The 16,604-nt window shown below is 42.7% G+C and carries 18 protein-coding genes; 5 read left to right on the plus strand and 13 right to left on the minus strand.

What is annotated here, in order from left to right:
* Positions 1-189: 189 nt before the first annotated feature.
* From FFL34_RS08220 to FFL34_RS08230, 3 genes are all read right to left on the minus strand, one after another.
* On the minus strand, positions 190-774 hold the full coding sequence (locus tag FFL34_RS08220; RefSeq protein WP_138603019.1) for a superoxide dismutase family protein: 585 nt from the start codon (positions 772-774) through the stop codon (positions 190-192).
* Positions 775-1,103: 329 nt separating this feature from the next.
* Positions 1,104-1,613 carry a DoxX family protein gene (locus FFL34_RS08225; RefSeq protein WP_138603020.1) on the minus strand — a complete coding sequence of 170 codons (510 nt, stop codon included), beginning with the start codon at positions 1,611-1,613 and terminating at the stop codon, positions 1,104-1,106.
* 758 nt (positions 1,614-2,371) lie between these two features.
* Positions 2,372-4,039 (minus strand): aryl-sulfate sulfotransferase, encoded by a 1,668-nt coding sequence (locus tag FFL34_RS08230; RefSeq protein WP_138603021.1) that lies wholly within the window; start codon positions 4,037-4,039, stop codon positions 2,372-2,374.
* A gap of 171 nt (positions 4,040-4,210) precedes the next feature.
* Here FFL34_RS08230 and FFL34_RS08235 point away from each other — a divergent pair, with 171 nt between their 5' ends.
* Positions 4,211-4,543, plus strand: coding sequence for a YqzG/YhdC family protein (locus FFL34_RS08235; protein WP_138603022.1), 333 nt, complete (start codon positions 4,211-4,213; stop codon positions 4,541-4,543).
* Between the two features lie 2 nt (positions 4,544-4,545).
* On the opposite strand, the gene FFL34_RS08240 is transcribed toward FFL34_RS08235, so the two are convergent.
* A complete protein-coding gene (locus tag FFL34_RS08240) occupies positions 4,546-4,995 on the minus strand; it encodes a hypothetical protein (RefSeq protein WP_138603023.1) in 450 nt (149 codons plus the stop codon).
* A 213-nt stretch (positions 4,996-5,208) separates the two neighbouring features.
* On the opposite strand from FFL34_RS08240, the gene FFL34_RS08245 reads away from it, so the two are divergent.
* Entirely contained in the window at positions 5,209-6,210 is a 1,002-nt protein-coding gene (locus FFL34_RS08245) for a DUF3231 family protein (protein WP_138603024.1), read from the plus strand.
* 166 nt (positions 6,211-6,376) lie between these two features.
* Here the strand turns inward: FFL34_RS08245 and FFL34_RS08250 are convergent, their stop codons facing one another.
* Positions 6,377-6,610 (minus strand): hypothetical protein, encoded by a 234-nt coding sequence (locus tag FFL34_RS08250; protein WP_138603025.1) that lies wholly within the window; start codon positions 6,608-6,610, stop codon positions 6,377-6,379.
* A 258-nt stretch (positions 6,611-6,868) separates the two neighbouring features.
* Between FFL34_RS08250 and FFL34_RS08255 the strand changes: the two genes are divergently transcribed.
* From FFL34_RS08255 to FFL34_RS08265, 3 genes are all read left to right on the plus strand, one after another.
* Positions 6,869-7,765 (plus strand): N-acetylmuramoyl-L-alanine amidase, encoded by an 897-nt coding sequence (locus FFL34_RS08255; RefSeq protein ID WP_138603026.1) that lies wholly within the window; start codon positions 6,869-6,871, stop codon positions 7,763-7,765.
* A 169-nt stretch (positions 7,766-7,934) separates the two neighbouring features.
* Positions 7,935-8,504 (plus strand): Uma2 family endonuclease, encoded by a 570-nt coding sequence (locus FFL34_RS08260; protein WP_138603027.1) that lies wholly within the window; start codon positions 7,935-7,937, stop codon positions 8,502-8,504.
* A gap of 26 nt (positions 8,505-8,530) precedes the next feature.
* A complete protein-coding gene (locus FFL34_RS08265; protein WP_318279698.1) occupies positions 8,531-9,238 on the plus strand; it encodes an MOSC domain-containing protein in 708 nt (235 codons plus the stop codon).
* Positions 9,239-9,579: 341 nt separating this feature from the next.
* Here the strand turns inward: FFL34_RS08265 and FFL34_RS08270 are convergent, their stop codons facing one another.
* The 8 genes from FFL34_RS08270 to FFL34_RS08305 all read right to left on the minus strand — a co-directional run bounded on the left by FFL34_RS08270 (position 9,580) and on the right by FFL34_RS08305 (position 16,377).
* The gene (locus FFL34_RS08270) at positions 9,580-9,993 is read right to left on the minus strand and encodes a cupin domain-containing protein (RefSeq protein ID WP_138603029.1); all 414 of its coding nucleotides are present in this window, start codon (positions 9,991-9,993) and stop codon (positions 9,580-9,582) included.
* 39 nt (positions 9,994-10,032) lie between these two features.
* On the minus strand, positions 10,033-10,968 hold the full coding sequence (gene arcC, locus FFL34_RS08275; protein WP_138603030.1) for a carbamate kinase: 936 nt from the start codon (positions 10,966-10,968) through the stop codon (positions 10,033-10,035).
* Positions 10,961-12,394, minus strand: coding sequence for a YlbE family protein (locus tag FFL34_RS08280; protein ID WP_138603031.1), 1,434 nt, complete (start codon positions 12,392-12,394; stop codon positions 10,961-10,963). Before FFL34_RS08280 ends, arcC begins: the two co-directional genes overlap by 8 nt.
* On the minus strand, positions 12,395-13,948 hold the full coding sequence (gene fdrA, locus FFL34_RS08285) for an acyl-CoA synthetase FdrA (RefSeq protein ID WP_138603032.1): 1,554 nt from the start codon (positions 13,946-13,948) through the stop codon (positions 12,395-12,397).
* Positions 13,933-14,868, minus strand: coding sequence for an oxamate carbamoyltransferase subunit AllH family protein (locus tag FFL34_RS08290; RefSeq protein ID WP_171046330.1), 936 nt, complete (start codon positions 14,866-14,868; stop codon positions 13,933-13,935). The genes fdrA and FFL34_RS08290 overlap by 16 nt, the downstream gene beginning before the upstream one ends.
* A gap of 316 nt (positions 14,869-15,184) precedes the next feature.
* A complete protein-coding gene (locus FFL34_RS08295; protein ID WP_138603034.1) occupies positions 15,185-15,862 on the minus strand; it encodes a cysteine hydrolase family protein in 678 nt (225 codons plus the stop codon).
* A gap of 78 nt (positions 15,863-15,940) precedes the next feature.
* Positions 15,941-16,102, minus strand: coding sequence for a XapX domain-containing protein (locus FFL34_RS08300; protein WP_138603035.1), 162 nt, complete (start codon positions 16,100-16,102; stop codon positions 15,941-15,943).
* A gap of 80 nt (positions 16,103-16,182) precedes the next feature.
* Positions 16,183-16,377, minus strand: a complete 195-nt coding sequence (locus FFL34_RS08305; protein ID WP_138603036.1) for a DUF1427 family protein — start codon at positions 16,375-16,377, stop codon at positions 16,183-16,185.
* Positions 16,378-16,604 lie beyond the last annotated feature (227 nt).

The raw sequence follows: 16,604 nt of genomic DNA on the forward strand, positions 1-16,604 counted from the left end.
AAACAGAAGAGTCAATTTCATAATTCATTGCAGGCGAGTAAGACACGAACATTAGGTTATCGGTTATACTACCGTTGTCCTAATAAACCAATGTGAAACAGCACAATTGCCCATATAAACATGAATTTAACAGCAAAAGATAGAGTGCTAACACTTTAAGCACTCTAATTTCCAGCACCGGGAGCTCTGCTACTCACTGACAACGCCGCATGCAATCCGTTTACCAGCGTCACCTGCAGGCTGCGATTTAAAGTCATCTGCATTTGCATGGATAATCAGCGTGGTACCACCTTCTTTGAACAAGGAGTTCTCTTTACCTTTTTTCAATGTGACCATATCCGCTGTTACACTGGCAATCACCTTACCATTCTGATTGACAGTAATATTCTGAAGGTCCCCGGCGTGCGGGCCTTCAGGATGATCGAAACCGTGTTTGGCATTCGTCGGATTAAAGTGCCCACCTGCCGATTTAAAGTCCGTCGGCTCACATACGCCGCCTTCATGAATATGAAACCCATGTGTCCCCGGTGGCAGATCGGAAGCATGAAGCGAAATCCGCACACCGTTGCCCTCAGATTTAATGACAGCCGTACCAATATCCTCCTTGTCTCTGTTATACATCGTCATATTTACTTCATCGTCAGTTAAACTGGATGCCGGTTCTGCCTTCTGTTGTTCGTCATTATTCGCTGTTTCTTTGGGCTCGTCTTTATCCGTACATGCACCCAGTACAAACACAAGTGATAGGCCGCTCAATAGTATCAGCTTTTTCAACTGTATGGATTCTCCTTTCTAATAATGGGATTATCAAATACAGTCTTGACAAGGTAGGAAAACTTATTCGGCGATGAACTATTCTATTTTCTTTGGTATACGGAACGGGAAAAAACTTCTGGTGGTTGAAATTGTGGAATACGGTTAGGGGACACATTCGAACGCTAAAATAGTATTACAGGAGGATGAACGGAATGGGATTTTTTGATGGGGTGATGGGTAACGCATCGGAAGCTGATACATATGGTTGACTTGGCTATCCACGTCAGTCCCCCGCACAAAAGCTGACCTCCTACCTGGAAGGTCAGCTTTTAATAGAATGATGTCGTTTAAACAGTGGCAGGTTTCGTTTTGTGTTTTTGACGTGGGTTGTGGTTTTTCAAGTAAGGCATTACCCAACGGTCCAGACCGAAACGTCCTGCGTTGTAGCCGGCAACGAGCAAGAATACGGTGATAAGCACCATTAGTGCGTTCGTGCTGACGGTACCACTGAACAGAAATGCGAAGTTCATCGTTATGCCCATGAGTGCCGCGAAATTAGTAAACAGTCCTAGTATTAATGCTGCTCCTACCAGAAATTCGCCCCACATGACCACAAAGCTGAATAATTCTGCATTAGGTAGGGCGACGGTTTCCAGAAATGCAGCCCACCATCCTTGCACTGCCGGATGTTCACCACCCGCACTTGCAATAGCGCCTTGCATGAATCCGCTGGCATCAAATCCGCCACCAGTTATTTTTCCAAATCCCGATGTCAGCCATTGATACCCGATATATATTCGTAAAAATGCTAAGATCCCTGCAACTACTTTATTATTCCTTAAAATATCCGTAAACATGAGATCCTCCCCTTTTCATATGTTCAGTATTTCACAACTAGTAATAAGATAATATCTTGATTACAGTTACAGCATAACACGCCAGGTTATTCTTTTGTGTGGTTTTGTTCAGTATTTCACAATTATGTCAGAAAGCTATGACAGAAATGTTACGCGTACTGCATGAAACTTATGATAGTATATCTCACTCCTTAGCTAAGGTGTTACCTTTACTTCGTTTTCGGGCGCTCATTACCCTGATGAGTGACCTTTACCTCGTTTCCCCACCGTACTTGGGCACTCATCACACCGATGAGTTACCTTTACCTCATTTCCTCACCACATTTGGGCACTCATTCCCCTGATGAGTGACCTTTACCTCATTTCCCCACCGCATTTGGGCGCTCATCACCCCGATGAGTGACCTTTACCTCGTTTCCCCACCGTACTTGGGCACTCATCACACCGATGAGTTACCTTTACCTCATTTCCTCACCACATTTGGGCACTCATTACCCTGATGAGTGACCTCCCCCTTGTTTTCCCGACGCATTTGGGCACTCATTCCCTTGATGAGTGACCTTTACCTCGTTTCCTCACCACATTTGGGCACTCATTCCCTTGATGAGTGACCTTTACCTCATTTCCCCATCGCATTTGGGCGCTCATTACCCTGATGAGTGGCCTCCCCCTTGTTTTCCCACCGCTTTCGGGCACTCATTCGAATCTGACCATAAAAATAGAGCAGCCGAATTCACATTGGCTGCTCCACACTCATATTATTCACCTATTGTTACATTCCATTCCTGCTCAGGATATAGTGGCAGGCGTAGTGCACGGTATGCCTGGCGGTGGCTTTTTTGTTCAAACCCGGAGACGACGAGTTCGTAAATGACTTCCGCTGGCTGGTCGTCGCTCACTTCAACGACCCGGCTGATTCTTTCGTCACCACCGACATCGATATACCCGGACGTTAGCATGCGATTGCCTGTTTCCGGATAATAATTGGCATCGCCGACGATGTTAGAGAATAAGTCTTTACCACGTTCCTCGCCATAGGCCCACACTTCTTCTACCGTCATTTTTTCCGGGTTGATCCGGTACTGAATGGCGCGGCTGAACTGTTCACTGAGTGGATCTTTACCACGCGTGATGACGATATTGTTATCAAACAGTAAATAGTCATTGGTGGACGAATTATTATCCATATCCGGCATCGTCATGGGTGCATGTGGTCCGGCTGGGAACTTAAAGTCATCGCCCTGTGGATCCAACAAATATTTGTCATAGGATTTCGGCCATTCTTCATGATCCGCTAAAATCCAGTCGACCTCGCCCTCTGGATAGGACATTTTCATAACTAAATCCTGGTGACGGCTGGACACGAGAATCGAATCATCTTCCTCCACGTACCAGATGGCATTCTGATGGAACCAGTCGTTCTTATCAGCTTGCAATCCATCGTATTCCTCATAAAAGCTTTCCGGGAAAATGTCACGAAAACTGAAATCCCGCACTGTCTCGCCGGTTTTGCGGTCTATTTCAATCATTTCATCCTGCACATAATCTGATTCGAGATCATGCACGGTCGCCAGTAAATTGCCATTCGGCAGTTCAATAATGTCATGGTGGACGACATTCGTTCGCGGGTGCTCCTCCATTTGCAGTGTATAGGCGTTATACACTTTACCGAGCATATCCATTTCGAGGATTTCGTTATATTTGTCCTGACCTTTTTCCTTGGTGATAAACATTAGGTTACCATTTTCAAACCGCTTGAAAATGTGTGAGTTCCATAGTGTCGAGTACCACCGAACCTCTCCCTTATCATCCACCGCATATACATAGCGGCTGCTCGGTAGGATAAATGTCAAACCGTTTTCCATTTTATCCGGCTTAGCTTCCACCACTTCATTGGTCAAAAAGTCATCCGGCAAGGCATCCGTTTTGGCGGTGAATGACTTTGTCGCTGTTTCCCCCGCTTCGTTGGTCGCTTTAATCGTTACTGTATTTTCGTAGTCCGGATACAAGCCGAGAACAGGGACGGTGTGTTCGGTCTTCCATTCATCATAGGTACGCTCGATAGCTCCCTTTTCACCTTTGCCCTCGACCGTTACGGTGATTTTTACAGGCTCGTCCGTTTGAAATTTGGCAACTGCTGTGAGCGGTGCCACCCCATATGGATCCACTTTCACAAACGGTTGAGCCAGCGAGTACCCATCTGCAATGTATTCCTCCTGCAGCTGCTTTTCCAATTCTTTCTGCTTGTCCAACCGCCTGGTGTCATAAGAAGATAGCTGCTCCACCTCTCCATCCGGCTTAAAGGATACAGGCGTGTCTTCTGTTTGATTCGCGGCGCTTCCGTTGTCAACGCTCCATTCAATGATTACAAAAAATGCTACAAGTATAATGGCCAATACAACAAAAGTGGCTAATGTTTTTCGCATCCATTTCCCTGCCTTTTTAATAAATTTCTAATCTCTCTACCATGATAATAAACGTAGATTGGGAAAAATGGAAGGCATAATTTTTATTGTACTTCTAACTGGAATATTTCTGTTCACCGGATAATCTGCTTCCATCATTAGCATGCTACATATGATAAGGATATGATGGTTATGCGGATGCTTGTCATACTTACTATCATGATGGCGGTTTTCGGTTGTGGTATGTTTAGTGACAGTCATCAAGTCACTTTCGCCGAACAAGATATACCTTCCTATGCCAAGTGGGGACGGCTGGCGATGAAGGAAACCCAAGCTAAATATCCGAATGCAGCAATCGTGGACTACCTTCATCGAGGCCGTGAACATAAGGATGACACCGCCGTGGAAAAATTCAAGTTATGGCTGCGGGAAAATGAGAAGGAATTCGGTGTGTTCATTGATATTAAATTTAATACCAAAACAGAAGAAGTTATCGACATATCATTCAGGGAAACAACCAATTAGGTTCAACCCTCCGCCCGTAACGTAAATGTTTCTGTATGGTCACCCCACTGAACGCTGACCTTAATCATTGCGTCCTGTTTCACCAGATTACTACTGCTATCGGTAAAAACGCGATTTTCCGGTGGCGTGTCAAAAGTCATCTTGATTTCCTTACTGCTAGTTGGCATCACATATTGATAACGCAGTTTATTAACAGACGACAGCTCCCTAATTGGTCCTTTATATGTCAGCTTAAATACAGCCCGGTCATCATCTTTCCCTTCTCGGTAGGTCTTCTCACCTGTCACATGTAACTGTGCCGACCAGTGTTCACTTTCACCAGTAAATGTATCATTGAACTTATCAACTTGCTTTTCCTGTGACGCTGTCGTTTCTAAGTTCATAGCAAACATGGTAACACCTATCAACAACACAAACCCAATGATCGCCGTAATTAACTTCTTTTTATCCAATCATCAGCACCCCCTTTAGGACAGTTCTCTTCATTTCTATCAGCAGTTTTGCAATCCATCCAATTTCTGTCACACCCATACTACTATGATACGCAGTTTTCCCGGTGCTTATCACTGTTATTTACAAGTGCTAAACTAGAATCTTTAGCAACAAATCCCATTCCACAAACATATATTCACGTCACTCGGGAAAACTTTACGTGAGGTGATGGTATGGATAAGGATAATCTGCGGCTAACATCGGCTGAGATTGGATCGTTATGGACGGAATATGTAAGTGGAACTGCCACCGATATCGTGAATAGATACATGTTATCCATTATTGAAGATGAAGATATAAAGCATCTTTTTGAAGAGGCTATCGATATATTTTCCGAACAAAAACAACAGCTTGGTGCATTTATCGCCAATGAAGGCTTCCCGATACCAATTGGATTTAATGAATCGGATTTGAATACAAATGCCAAACGGCTATTCACCGACATTTTCTGTCTGGAATATTTACACATCATAACGATGCACGGTTTACTAGGACACACAGCAGCGCTTAGTGCTTCAACAAGAAAAGACTTACGCGAATTTTTTGATCGAAGTGATGACCAAGGCAAAGAAATGTATCATAAAACCATTGAACTGCTTTTAGAAAAAGGTCGTTTTCAGCGTGACCCATACTTTTATCCAGACAGTAATCCCGAATTTGTATCCGGACAGCAATTTCTCAGCGGCTTCTTTGGAGATAAACGTCCATTAGCCGCAACAGAAATTGTAAACCTTTCATTAAATATCAAGAAGAAAATTATGTCCAAAACGTTATCAATCGGCTTCAGCCAAGTAGTAAAAGACAAAGAGGTAAGAAAGTTTTTGAAGGGAGCACAAAATACCGCCGACCAACAAATTCAATCACTAAGCAAAATTTTGCATGCGGATAACTTGCCTGTACCTGTATCATGGGAGTCGGATGTTACCACATCACAGGAATCCCCTTTTTCGGACAAACTGATGCTGTTTCACATCGGTTTTTTACTTCAAACGTCACAATCCTTTCATGGTGCAGGATTGTCATCGGCTATGCGTACAGACCTTGTACTAACCTACGAAAAAATTATCTTAAAAAACCTGACGATGGTCAAAGAATGGTTCAATATCATGTCCAAAAACAGATGGTTTGAACAGCCACCACTTGCCCCGGATCGGAAAAAGATTGCCAAAGGATAAGGTGAAACTTCATACAAAACGTCGCATAATTATTAGCCGGGCTGTTACGTGCGGTTTACCTATGTTTACCGGGGAGGATATTACAGCCCGTTCTTGTGTGAATAAATAGTACTGGACACCTCCGCCACGTGTGAGGTGTCCGCTGTTAATGCTGCACGGAGCGTGATCAAGGGTCGATGATGTCGTCTGTCTTCTGTACATCCTTTTCCTTTACCTTTAAGTGGTAGGTCGTTGGGTGTCTATTCCGTCCACTGTAGCTTCCCTTAAAAGTAACCGTCTCTGTTTGATAATCGATGTGGTGCTGACGCAACTTGCTCCTCACCTTGTAATAGTCACCAATATGCTGCGTTGAGAAAACGATGACCCATTTCTGAAATAGATTGCCGAACAGGCCACGCATCACACATCCCCCTCATTCCGGAACTGCATTTTTGCTGCCAACATGACTAATCAAGCAGCAGCCGCAAAGATAGTTCCTATTAAAGCCTATGCATTAATGCGCTTGGCCGATTCCACTGTTTTCACAAACGACATATTACCTCCATTTTTTTAATTATAGCAGCTGCACTCCCATTAAAAATTTTTTAATAGATTTGTTTAAAATCCATATTTAATGGAAAGCATGGATTTATAGAATCATAGAAAAGGGGATGTCTAAATGGGAAAACTACGCATATTTATGATGACTATTGGTTTTTTGTTCTTATTTGCTTTGTTTAGTCCTACCGTTCATGCTGACGATAGTAATACTTATGAAGTAGGGACTGATTCATTGCATATCCGCTCCGGGCCATCGTATGACTCCGCAATTATCGGAACGCTGGTTGATGGTGATCGGGTCACTGTATTTGAAGAACAATACGGATGGGCGCAAACATATTACGGCGGCCAAAAAGCGTGGGTAGCCGGGTATTATCTAATTCCAGCCGAAAACACGGAAACATCCGCCGAAGTGGCCGGCAGCAGCATGAATACCACAAAACTCATTAAAGCAGCAAGCGATGCATCAGGAAAACTAGAAAACTACCACATTGTCCTTGACGCTGGCCACGGTGGTAGAGACGCTGGCGCAATTGCAAATAACAGTGTACTCGAGAAAAATATCACGTTAAATACTGCAATAAGCGTAGCCAAAGAACTTAGTGAAGCCGGGGCAGACGTTACATTGACTCGGTCGGACGACACATTTATACAGCTGGAGGACCGCGTCCGCATTAGCCAAACAAACGAAACCGATGCCTTCATCAGTCTGCATTATAATGCTTTTCCGCTAAACGGGGTAAATGGCTTCAGCACGTATTATTATGCCGATGGAGAAGAACAGCAATTTGCGGATGATATTCAATCTGCATTAGAACAATATCTTGATTTGAACAGTCGTGGTACGAGACAAAACGATTATCATGTTCTGCGGGAAAATAGTGATTTATCTATATTGGTAGAGCTTGGATTCATGACAAACCCGTATGATCTATCGATAATTCAGACGAAAGAACACCGGGAAAACGTTGCGGACGGAATAGTTGAAGGGATTATGGAATATTTTAATAAGTAATTGAGGAAGCGGCGAGCCAGTTCGCCGCTTTCCAATTGTCGCGCGAGTTTCGGGCTGGGTCGCGCGACTTTTTTTATTACTTGAGTAGCACTCCACATTTTCGTTAGCTGGATTTTGTTATAATTATTTGATAATATATCATTAACGACAAGTCGAGAGGAATGATAGCATGGCCATTCCGGATGAGCATAAACGCTATTCCTATGCTGATTATCTGACATGGGATGATGCAGAAAGGATGGAGATTATCGGCGGGGAAGTTGTGGATATGTCGCCAGCTCCCTCACGAAAACACCAGCAAATTCTTAGGGATTTATCAACAGCATTTGCAAACTTTCTGCGTGACAAAACCTGTGAAGTATTTTTTGCGCCTTTCGATGTACGATTAGCTGAGGAAAACAAGCGTGATGATGAAATAAATAACGTGGTCCAGCCCGATTTAACTGTCGTTTGTGATGAAACGAAACTGGATAACAGCGGCTGCAATGGGGTACCAGACATGATTGCTGAAATCACCTCCCCTTCTTCTGTTAAACAGGATCGTTGGACGAAATATAAACTGTATGAAAAAACTGGGGTAAAGGAATATTGGCTTGTTGACCCAGAGAACCAATCAGTAGAAGTCCACATTTTAACCGGTGAGCAGTATCAATTTCAAGGCGTTTTCACAAAGGAAGATACTATCGCCGTTCATGTTTTACCCGGATTAGCATTGGACTTAAGTCAACTATTTATGTAGAACCTTCATAACAGGGGGAGATGGAGATGAGTGCACCAATTATTGAGCAAATCATGGTCGGCAAACCGAAAACTTACGGGGACAAAGATGCCAAAAATCCAATGGATCGTGAATGGACAACAGGTATTGTGAAGCATACCGTTCAAGGAAGAATCTGGGCAGGCGAAACCAATCTGGAGGGTGACGGACAAGGCGACCGCAAAAATCATGGTGGTGTCGAAAAAGCAATTTTTGTCTATCCGATTTCCCATTACGCATTCTGGCAAGAAAAACTGGAACGAGAGGATTTTACCATTGGTGCATTTGGCGAAAATCTAGCCGTTCAGCATATGACAGAAGCAGATGTGTGTATTGGCGACACGTTCCAAATTGGGGATGCCACCGTGCAAGTTTCCCAGCCAAGACGCCCTTGCTGGAGACCGGCCAGACGGTGGAGGATAAAGGATCTGGCCATCCAAATCCAGCGGGAAGAACGGACTGGCTGGTATTTTCGAGTGCTAAAAGAAGGCTATATGCAAGCAGGTGACACGCTTCAGCTTCAGGAACGTCCCTATCCTGAGTGGACGGTGGCAACATGCAATGATGTCATGTATAACCAAAAGCGGGACCGTGAACTGTCTGCCAAGCTTGCAGCCGTGGAGTTACTTGCCCCCAACTGGCAAAACACATTATCTAAGCGGGCACAAGGCAAAACTAGCTCGGATAAAAAACGGGTGATCGGTCCGAATGAGTAGGGGGTCTTCATGGTGTCTGAAACATGCTACACGTAGCTACGTGGATGATATGTTGTTGTTACAAACCTCGGATAACTGAGATTTCAATATAATCCGGGGGTTACTATCAATCTATTTACCTAATATGTATCTTCTGGCGCAACTGTGTAGGAATACGTCTACAATCTGGCTTTCACGATGAGATAAAGGGGAGGCGATGGCAGTATATGATTGAATTGATTCACCAGTAGGGGATATGAAAAGTAGTCACGTTTCTAATCTATATCTTAATTCACAATTGTTCAGCATTCTCTGGATATATTGAAGATGGTTTAGGACGGCAGAACCGCCCCTCCACTTCATTATTTTTCCTCATCGACCATATATGATTTAAAGCCTTCATTTTGAACATCATCAGATACTGGAAGGAACATACTCACCTGCTCGGTTGGTTCAACGTCATCATTTACAACAGAATGAACGACACCGCTAGGAACGAGGAAAGTATCTCCGTCTTTATATGATTTCCATTCACCATTTTGCAGAAGTTTTACCTTTCCTTTAATAATATGAATAACTTCTGCCACGTCATGATAATGAGGTAATACAGCTCCATTCACAGCGATACGTTCCCGTAATACTGAACTGACACTTACACCTAGTTTATCCGCTTGTTCGGCACCTAAAATCTCACGATGATGGACTTCACGGTGCTCAGTAAATAAATTCCACTTTAAATCTTCTCCGACATTAACATTAGTCTTTTTTTCGTTCATTAGAAAAACTCCTTCTTATAATATATAAAAACCGACACATTATTTAGAGATAATGGTTCCAGTCTTACCTAGAACAGCATCCTTAGCTTTTTCCAAGGAAGTAATAATAGATCTTCTGCCGTCCTTGCCACTGACAAATTGAATAGCTGCTTCTACTTTAGGAAGCATACTACCTGGTGCAAAATGTTCTTCTTCTATTAATCTTTCCGCTTCCTCAATAGACAATTGGTCAAGATCTTGCTGATTCGGTTTACCGAAGTTAATCGCAATTTTTTCAACTGCTGTTAGAATAAATAAGAAGTCCACATCCAACTCGTCAGCTAAGCATTTACTTGCCGAATCTTTGTCGATAACTGCTTCAACACCTACTAAACCATGGTTGTCGTCTTCTGCCACCGGAATACCTCCACCGCCAGCTGCAATCACGATACGACCCGCGTTTGCCAGATCTTCAATAATATCTTTCTCCACCACCTTAATAGGTGCAGGCGAAGGGATTACCCGACGATAGCCCCGATTAGAATCCTCCACATAGGTGTCACCGGTTTTAGCCATCAACTTTTCTGCTTCTTCCTTTGAATAGAATGATCCGATTGGCTTCGTAGGATGTTGAAAAGCCGGATCCTTTCTATCAACAACCACTTGACTCACAATTGTTGTCACTAACTTATTAATGGAGCGATTTAACAATTCCTCGCGTATCGCGTTTTGCAAATGATATCCTATATATCCTTGGCTCATTGCACCACACTCAGCAAAAGGCATACTTGGTACATTCGCATGTTCTCTAGCACCGTTCTCAAAAGCTAAGTTGATGGCTCCAACCTGAGGACCGTTACCGTGAGCAATGATAACGTCATGCCCTTGTTCAATTAAATCAACAATTGGCTTAGCAGATCCTTGTACTAATTGAAGCTGCTCTTGGGGAGTATTGCCTAACGCGTTCCCCCCAAGTGCTATTAATATTTTACTCATTAATGCCATCCCCTCCATATACTTCATAAAAACGCATTAAACCTTTTTCAAAGCACGCTTTAGGAGGATGGACGATACCTGCACCAATTTGTCCTATTCCGGCAACTTTATGAGCCATTCCTGTATTAATTACTGGCAAGATACCTGTTTCAATAACTTTTCTAAGATCAATTCCAAAAGCTGAACCGCTGAAGTTCAATGTAGGAAGAGAATAATTACTATTTTCGCTCACAGTGATATCAAACATTTGCTCACTATATCGAATCGCATCCTCAACTTCTCCACCAACAAATTGAACAATCGCCGGCGATCCACCCATGGCAAATCCTCCAATTCCCATCGTTTCCGTAATAGCGCTATCTCCGAGGTCTCGAGTGGCATCCTCTTCTGAATATCCTGGGAAAAAGAGACCTTTAATAAAATTAGCTGGTGCTGTAAACCATTCCTTTTCACCTAGTCCACTGACACGGACACCAAATTCAACACCGTTTCTAGACATTGCTGTGATAACAGTAGAATAAGGAACGCCATGCCCGGCATCCAGTGCTGATTTACAAGCTGGCATAGATAGATTTAAGAAATACTGTTCATTATTCTGTATAAAACGTAGAACTTCCCGCAATGATTGTTTATCTATATCTGTTTGTAGGAAGTAGTCACCGATTTCCCGGTAAAAAAGACTTGTTGAAGCTTTGTTACGATTATGACACTCGTCTCCCATATGCAATGATTGGGCAGTGATTGATTTTAAATCAATTCCTTCTGTAAGTGCTAGAGCCTTCTTCAATGCAGGTGCAAAGACATCTCGAAGCCATTTTAAGCGATCAATAACTTCATCCGAAAAAGCGCCAAAACGCAATACTTTACCGAACCCTTCATTTACCGAGCAGTAAGCTTTATTTCCATGTGTCCTGTTTTCAATCACATGTACTGGCATGGAAGGTGATACAATACCAGCCATTGGTCCAACGGCAGAATGTTCATGGCAGGGATCAAATTCAATCTCTCCGGCGTCTATCAATGCTCTTGCTTCAGTCTCATTATTTGCCAATCCTTCAAAAATCAGTGCACCGATAATTGCTCCCTGCATTGGACCAGCCATGTTTTCCCAGGAAATGGGCGGACCAGAATGGAGAATTTTTTTGCTGTGCATACCAGGAATGACATTAACAGCTTGATCAACATCTATTAGGAAAGGATGAGCTTCCTTGATACGTTTAATTGCTTCCTGGTTTGCCTGTTCCACTTTGTCATTATCCTGGAAGAAGTCCAATGCCTCGATTAATTGGACATTTCCTCCTGCTGGCGGCTGCCAGTCGACTTGAACGGTATCAATACCCTGTAAGTCCAGATCTTCCTTAAATTTAGATGTACCTATGTTAATGACGTGTAGTGATTGATTAAATATCTCATCAATAGTACTCATTTAATTAACCTCCTTTTGAACGAGCATTGTTGCAATTCTCGTTGCCATTTCATTACTGTCAGCTACATAGACACCGGCAGATTGAAGTTTCTTTTGTTGCTGTTTATAATCTTGCTTGTCTTTAGAAGTACCACAAATATAGGAAACAATTGACAAGTGTCTGCCTGCCTGTTCAGCCTGATCCTTTGCTTCTTTCAGTGCGTCCAAAGTAACGCCTGCCGGATCGTCGTTGGAGCCATAGCCCAATTCAAAGTCCAGTAATAAAACAGCGGTCCGTGGATCTTTGGCCTCTTGTATAATCCGCTCATTTCTTAGTGTTGGTTCAATCATTGGATGAGGTTTACCTTTAGTAAATTCATCATCACCCATATCAAGCAGGGTATGACCTACACTCTCCGTTATATCGGCAACCTTTTCTTCTGCCTTTTTAGCCACATTACTTTTCACACTTTCACCTGTAGAGCGAATAATGGACAACGCTTCGGAAGTTAAGGTACCGCCACAGAATAGTCCACGGATATCCTGTTGTGAGTCGCTAAATTTGCCCTTTTCCGCTTCAACCCATGCAGTAACACGCTCGTTCATTTCCGTATCTATTTTCACCTCTGGATCAAGTAACGCCACAGACTTGCGAGCTGCATCAATTAACGTTGCTGAAAAAGTTGCGCCGGCCGCCTCAACAGCTTGTGCATCACCATCCAGGAAGCAGACCACGACTGGCTTCTTGCATTGGCTGACTTCTTTAACAATCTTATCTTGCACACTCGGAGCAGGTGGCTTAGAGATTAATGTAATAACTTTAGTCTTATCATCATTTTCCAAGGCTTTAAGACCTTGCAGCATCATCATTCCGCCTATAGACTCATGAAGATCCCGGCCACCTGTGCCGATTGCTTGTGTAATGCCATAACCAAGACGGTCGATTTGCACCGTAACTTCCTGCAAGCCAGTACCGGACGCAGCGACAAGTCCAATACCACCTTCACTTACCTTGTTGGCAAAACATAGTCCACCATTGTTGATGATTGCCGTTCCACAGTCAGGTCCCATAACAAATAAGTCATTTTCCCTGCCCATTTCTTTCAATGCTTTTTCATCTTCAATACTCACATTGTCACTAAATAACATAACGTGTACGCCCTTTTTCAATGCTTGTCTCGCTTCACGGGCCGCATATTCTCCCGGGACTGAGATAATAGCCATATTGGCATCCGGCATTGCATTCAGGGCAGAATGGACTGATTTTGCTGTTACCTCTTTGCCTTTGCCTTTTTTTGTCTTTTTCGACGTTAGTTCTTCATGGATAACCTCCATTACTTCTTCAACGCGTTCATCTGTATTAGCTATCAATGCAATAATTAAATCGTTTTCCGTTGCAGCTTCTGCCTCATCTGTAAGTAAACCGATATCTTCTAATAAGTCCTTGTTCATTTTTGTAGCCATGGATACAACAGCCTGTTCCACACCATCATAATTGTTAATTTTACTAGACAAAGACATTAACGTTACCGAATCATGGTAAGCATTATTTTCTATAATCACTTTAGACGCCATTGCTTTTCCTCCTTATCATTTATAAGCTGCTGGTATGCAAAACTGACACCTACTAACATATCCGTGCCGGAAGTTGACCCAATTGCCAAGAGTTGTCGTAACTGGGGGGTTGGATCACCATCCAAGTTCTCTAGTAAAGCAAGCAAGGCTTCATTTACCTGCCCTTCCAAACAATGTTTCAACATAAAATAACTCACATCGGTTGTTCTTCCTTTAAGATCTGCTTGATTAGGTTCAAAATCCTTATATAGGGGGAACGCAAAGTATTGCCATGTAGCAAGCAAACCTGTTAGAAAATCATCACCCGATGGGGTCAAGCCGATACCAAGACCAACAAATCGGTCCATAAAATTTTCAAGCTTTTTCCCCTCAATATCCTTAACTAATTGCTCTAGTCCAGCCAGAAATGGGGAAAAGTAAATATTTTTCCGTGTCGTTTCAGGCACTTCCCAACTTACATCGCTAAAACTTTTCCACGCTGGGAAAATGCCCTCTCTCGCACCATATTTTTCGATGAAATTATTCAACAGCATTAGTGTAGAAGCGGTTATATCCGGTTTGGTTTGCGAGAGTGACGCTATGTCCCTTTCCCAAACTACCGCATTCGAGAAATCCCATTGCCAATCATTGATTTCCAAACAACAGTTACCAACTAAATTGATTGGCATACCCGGTTTTAAAACTGAAAGCATCTGTGAAAAACCTTCATCTTCACAGGTTTTCATCATACCTGGCGACTGGATAACCCAATTCTTTGCCAATGAAAAAAGCGTTACGCCGTCATGGGATATAAAATTTACAACCTTATCAAATACACTGTGTACCGTGCCAAGTTGGTTACTGTTCTGTTTATGGCTCAGCCACTCCAATAAGCGGCTATCCATTTGTTTGATTTGATATGGATCTATATCAATCATCATTATCACCGGTTTCCTATGATTCTTCCTTAAGATCGTCTTGACGGCGATAGACATATAATGCGAGTAGTACAATAGCTATTGGTGCATAACCCAATAGTTGCTACAGAATAAATCCCCACCTCTTTGATCATAGCATCGGAGCAGAAGATGTATGGGAGGTTTATACGGAGACGGGCATGACAACATATGTGTGAGTCAATTTCTTGATACTGACTGCTTAATCGTGGACATGCCCGTAGAGGCTTTGTGCTAACCCGACTAAAATTCTATCTTTTGAACGAACTCCTTGCATGTATTGGCGAAAAACTAGATTTAGTTATTCACCAAGTGATGTAAGAAGATTCTCTGACGGAGCCGTCCATCCAAAAATTCCGCCTTGCTGATTAATCATTCGAATGGAATCTTCATGATCCTTGGAGTCAAATGCAGCCGCACAGTCTTCCAGCAATAAACAATCAAAACCACGGTCATTAGCTTCCCGAAGCGTAGATTGAACACATACATGAGTCGTTACACCGGCCACAAGTAAATTTGTGATTCCTTTGTTTTTCAAAATCACGTCCAAATCTGTCTGGTAAAAAGCACCTTTACCGGGCTTATCAATAATAACCTCGCCCTCAACAGGCTTTAACTCGTCCACGATATCATGACCGTATTCCCCGCGAACTAGTATTCTACCCATTGGACCTTCATCACCAATTCCTGCACCTTGTTTACTACCGCGATTCAGCTTACTTGGTGGGCAATCGGATAAATCCGGACGATGCCCTTCACGGGTGTGGACAACAAACATGCCTTTTTCACGGGATGCTTCCAGTACCTTCTCAATATTCGGGATAATGGATCGTGTCAGAGTGATATCATTTCCCAGCTTTTCACCAAATCCACCAGGCGCACAGAAATCACGTTGCATATCGATAATTACCAGTGCAGTTTTTTCTGCATTAAATTCAAAGTTATAAGGTTTTGCCTCTAAAGAATACACTTTATTCATTTGGATCTCCCTTTCAAGTTTTATTCCAAACATGTCTGTCATGTTTTGGCTTTCAATCCTCATGATCCATCATTTACGTTAAACAACATTAAAGACAGCATTAATTAATTGGGCACCCAGAAATATTCCTACCACCCCTACGATACCTATCAAAGGAGGAGCAGGTACTGGTAACTTAATGAACTTAAATAATATGCCCACAAGCAAACCTCCAATTAAAGACAAGACAATCTCCAACATATTAAATGCTCCTTTTTTATTTGGAATCTTATCACCAAGCACGGACATACATATGTTACACGTTTAGCAAAAGCTCACCTTTAATCATGGGAAACTTCCGCCTTTTTCCTCTCATTGAAGGTGCGAAAAAGGAAGTCCATTAGTACTCCTCCTAGGAATATTCCTACCATTCCAAATATTCCGGGTAAGGGTGGGGCAGGTAAAGGCAATTTAACTAAGGAAAATAATACGCCTACAACCAAACCTCCTGTTAATGATAAAAGAAAATCACGCATATTAAACACCCACTCGTATCATAATGACTTGATATAGAAATCCACTGCCAAATAAGAACCAGTTTGCAAGCTGGGTTTGAATAAAAATGACAACCCACCTTATTTACTTAACAACGAAATCCACTTTGAAGCTTAGCAAATACCTGAGATGCTGCCGGTTAATTTCACCACCCTTTCCTCCTCTGCTACCTTTATTATAATAATTGAAAGCGCATTAATCATTGTAA

Origin of the sequence: Lentibacillus cibarius (assembly GCF_005887555.1) — a bacterium.
Taxonomy (GTDB): domain Bacteria; phylum Bacillota; class Bacilli; order Bacillales; family Amphibacillaceae; genus Lentibacillus; species Lentibacillus cibarius.

Bases quoted from the DNA above. Each gene is read 5' to 3' on its own strand.
- FFL34_RS08235 (WP_138603022.1), top strand. From the start codon at position 4,211: ATGCGGATGCTTGTCATACTTACTATCATGATGGCGGTTTTCGGTTGT.
- FFL34_RS08290 (WP_171046330.1), bottom strand. From the start codon at position 14,868: ATGATGATTGATATAGATCCATATCAAATCAAACAAATGGATAGCCGC.
- FFL34_RS08230 (WP_138603021.1), bottom strand. From the start codon at position 4,039: ATGCGAAAAACATTAGCCACTTTTGTTGTATTGGCCATTATACTTGTA.
- fdrA (WP_138603032.1), bottom strand. From the start codon at position 13,948: ATGGCGTCTAAAGTGATTATAGAAAATAATGCTTACCATGATTCGGTA.
- FFL34_RS08280 (WP_138603031.1), bottom strand. From the start codon at position 12,394: ATGAGTACTATTGATGAGATATTTAATCAATCACTACACGTCATTAAC.
- FFL34_RS08245 (WP_138603024.1), top strand. From the start codon at position 5,209: ATGGATAAGGATAATCTGCGGCTAACATCGGCTGAGATTGGATCGTTA.
- arcC (WP_138603030.1), bottom strand. From the start codon at position 10,968: ATGAGTAAAATATTAATAGCACTTGGGGGGAACGCGTTAGGCAATACT.
- FFL34_RS08270 (WP_138603029.1), bottom strand. From the start codon at position 9,993: ATGAACGAAAAAAAGACTAATGTTAATGTCGGAGAAGATTTAAAGTGG.
- FFL34_RS08305 (WP_138603036.1), bottom strand. From the start codon at position 16,377: ATGCGTGATTTTCTTTTATCATTAACAGGAGGTTTGGTTGTAGGCGTA.
- FFL34_RS08255 (WP_138603026.1), top strand. From the start codon at position 6,869: ATGGGAAAACTACGCATATTTATGATGACTATTGGTTTTTTGTTCTTA.
- FFL34_RS08260 (WP_138603027.1), top strand. From the start codon at position 7,935: ATGGCCATTCCGGATGAGCATAAACGCTATTCCTATGCTGATTATCTG.
- FFL34_RS08225 (WP_138603020.1), bottom strand. From the start codon at position 1,613: ATGTTTACGGATATTTTAAGGAATAATAAAGTAGTTGCAGGGATCTTA.
- FFL34_RS08295 (WP_138603034.1), bottom strand. From the start codon at position 15,862: ATGAATAAAGTGTATTCTTTAGAGGCAAAACCTTATAACTTTGAATTT.
- FFL34_RS08250 (WP_138603025.1), bottom strand. From the start codon at position 6,610: ATGCGTGGCCTGTTCGGCAATCTATTTCAGAAATGGGTCATCGTTTTC.
- FFL34_RS08265 (WP_318279698.1), top strand. From the start codon at position 8,531: ATGAGTGCACCAATTATTGAGCAAATCATGGTCGGCAAACCGAAAACT.
- FFL34_RS08300 (WP_138603035.1), bottom strand. From the start codon at position 16,102: ATGTTGGAGATTGTCTTGTCTTTAATTGGAGGTTTGCTTGTGGGCATA.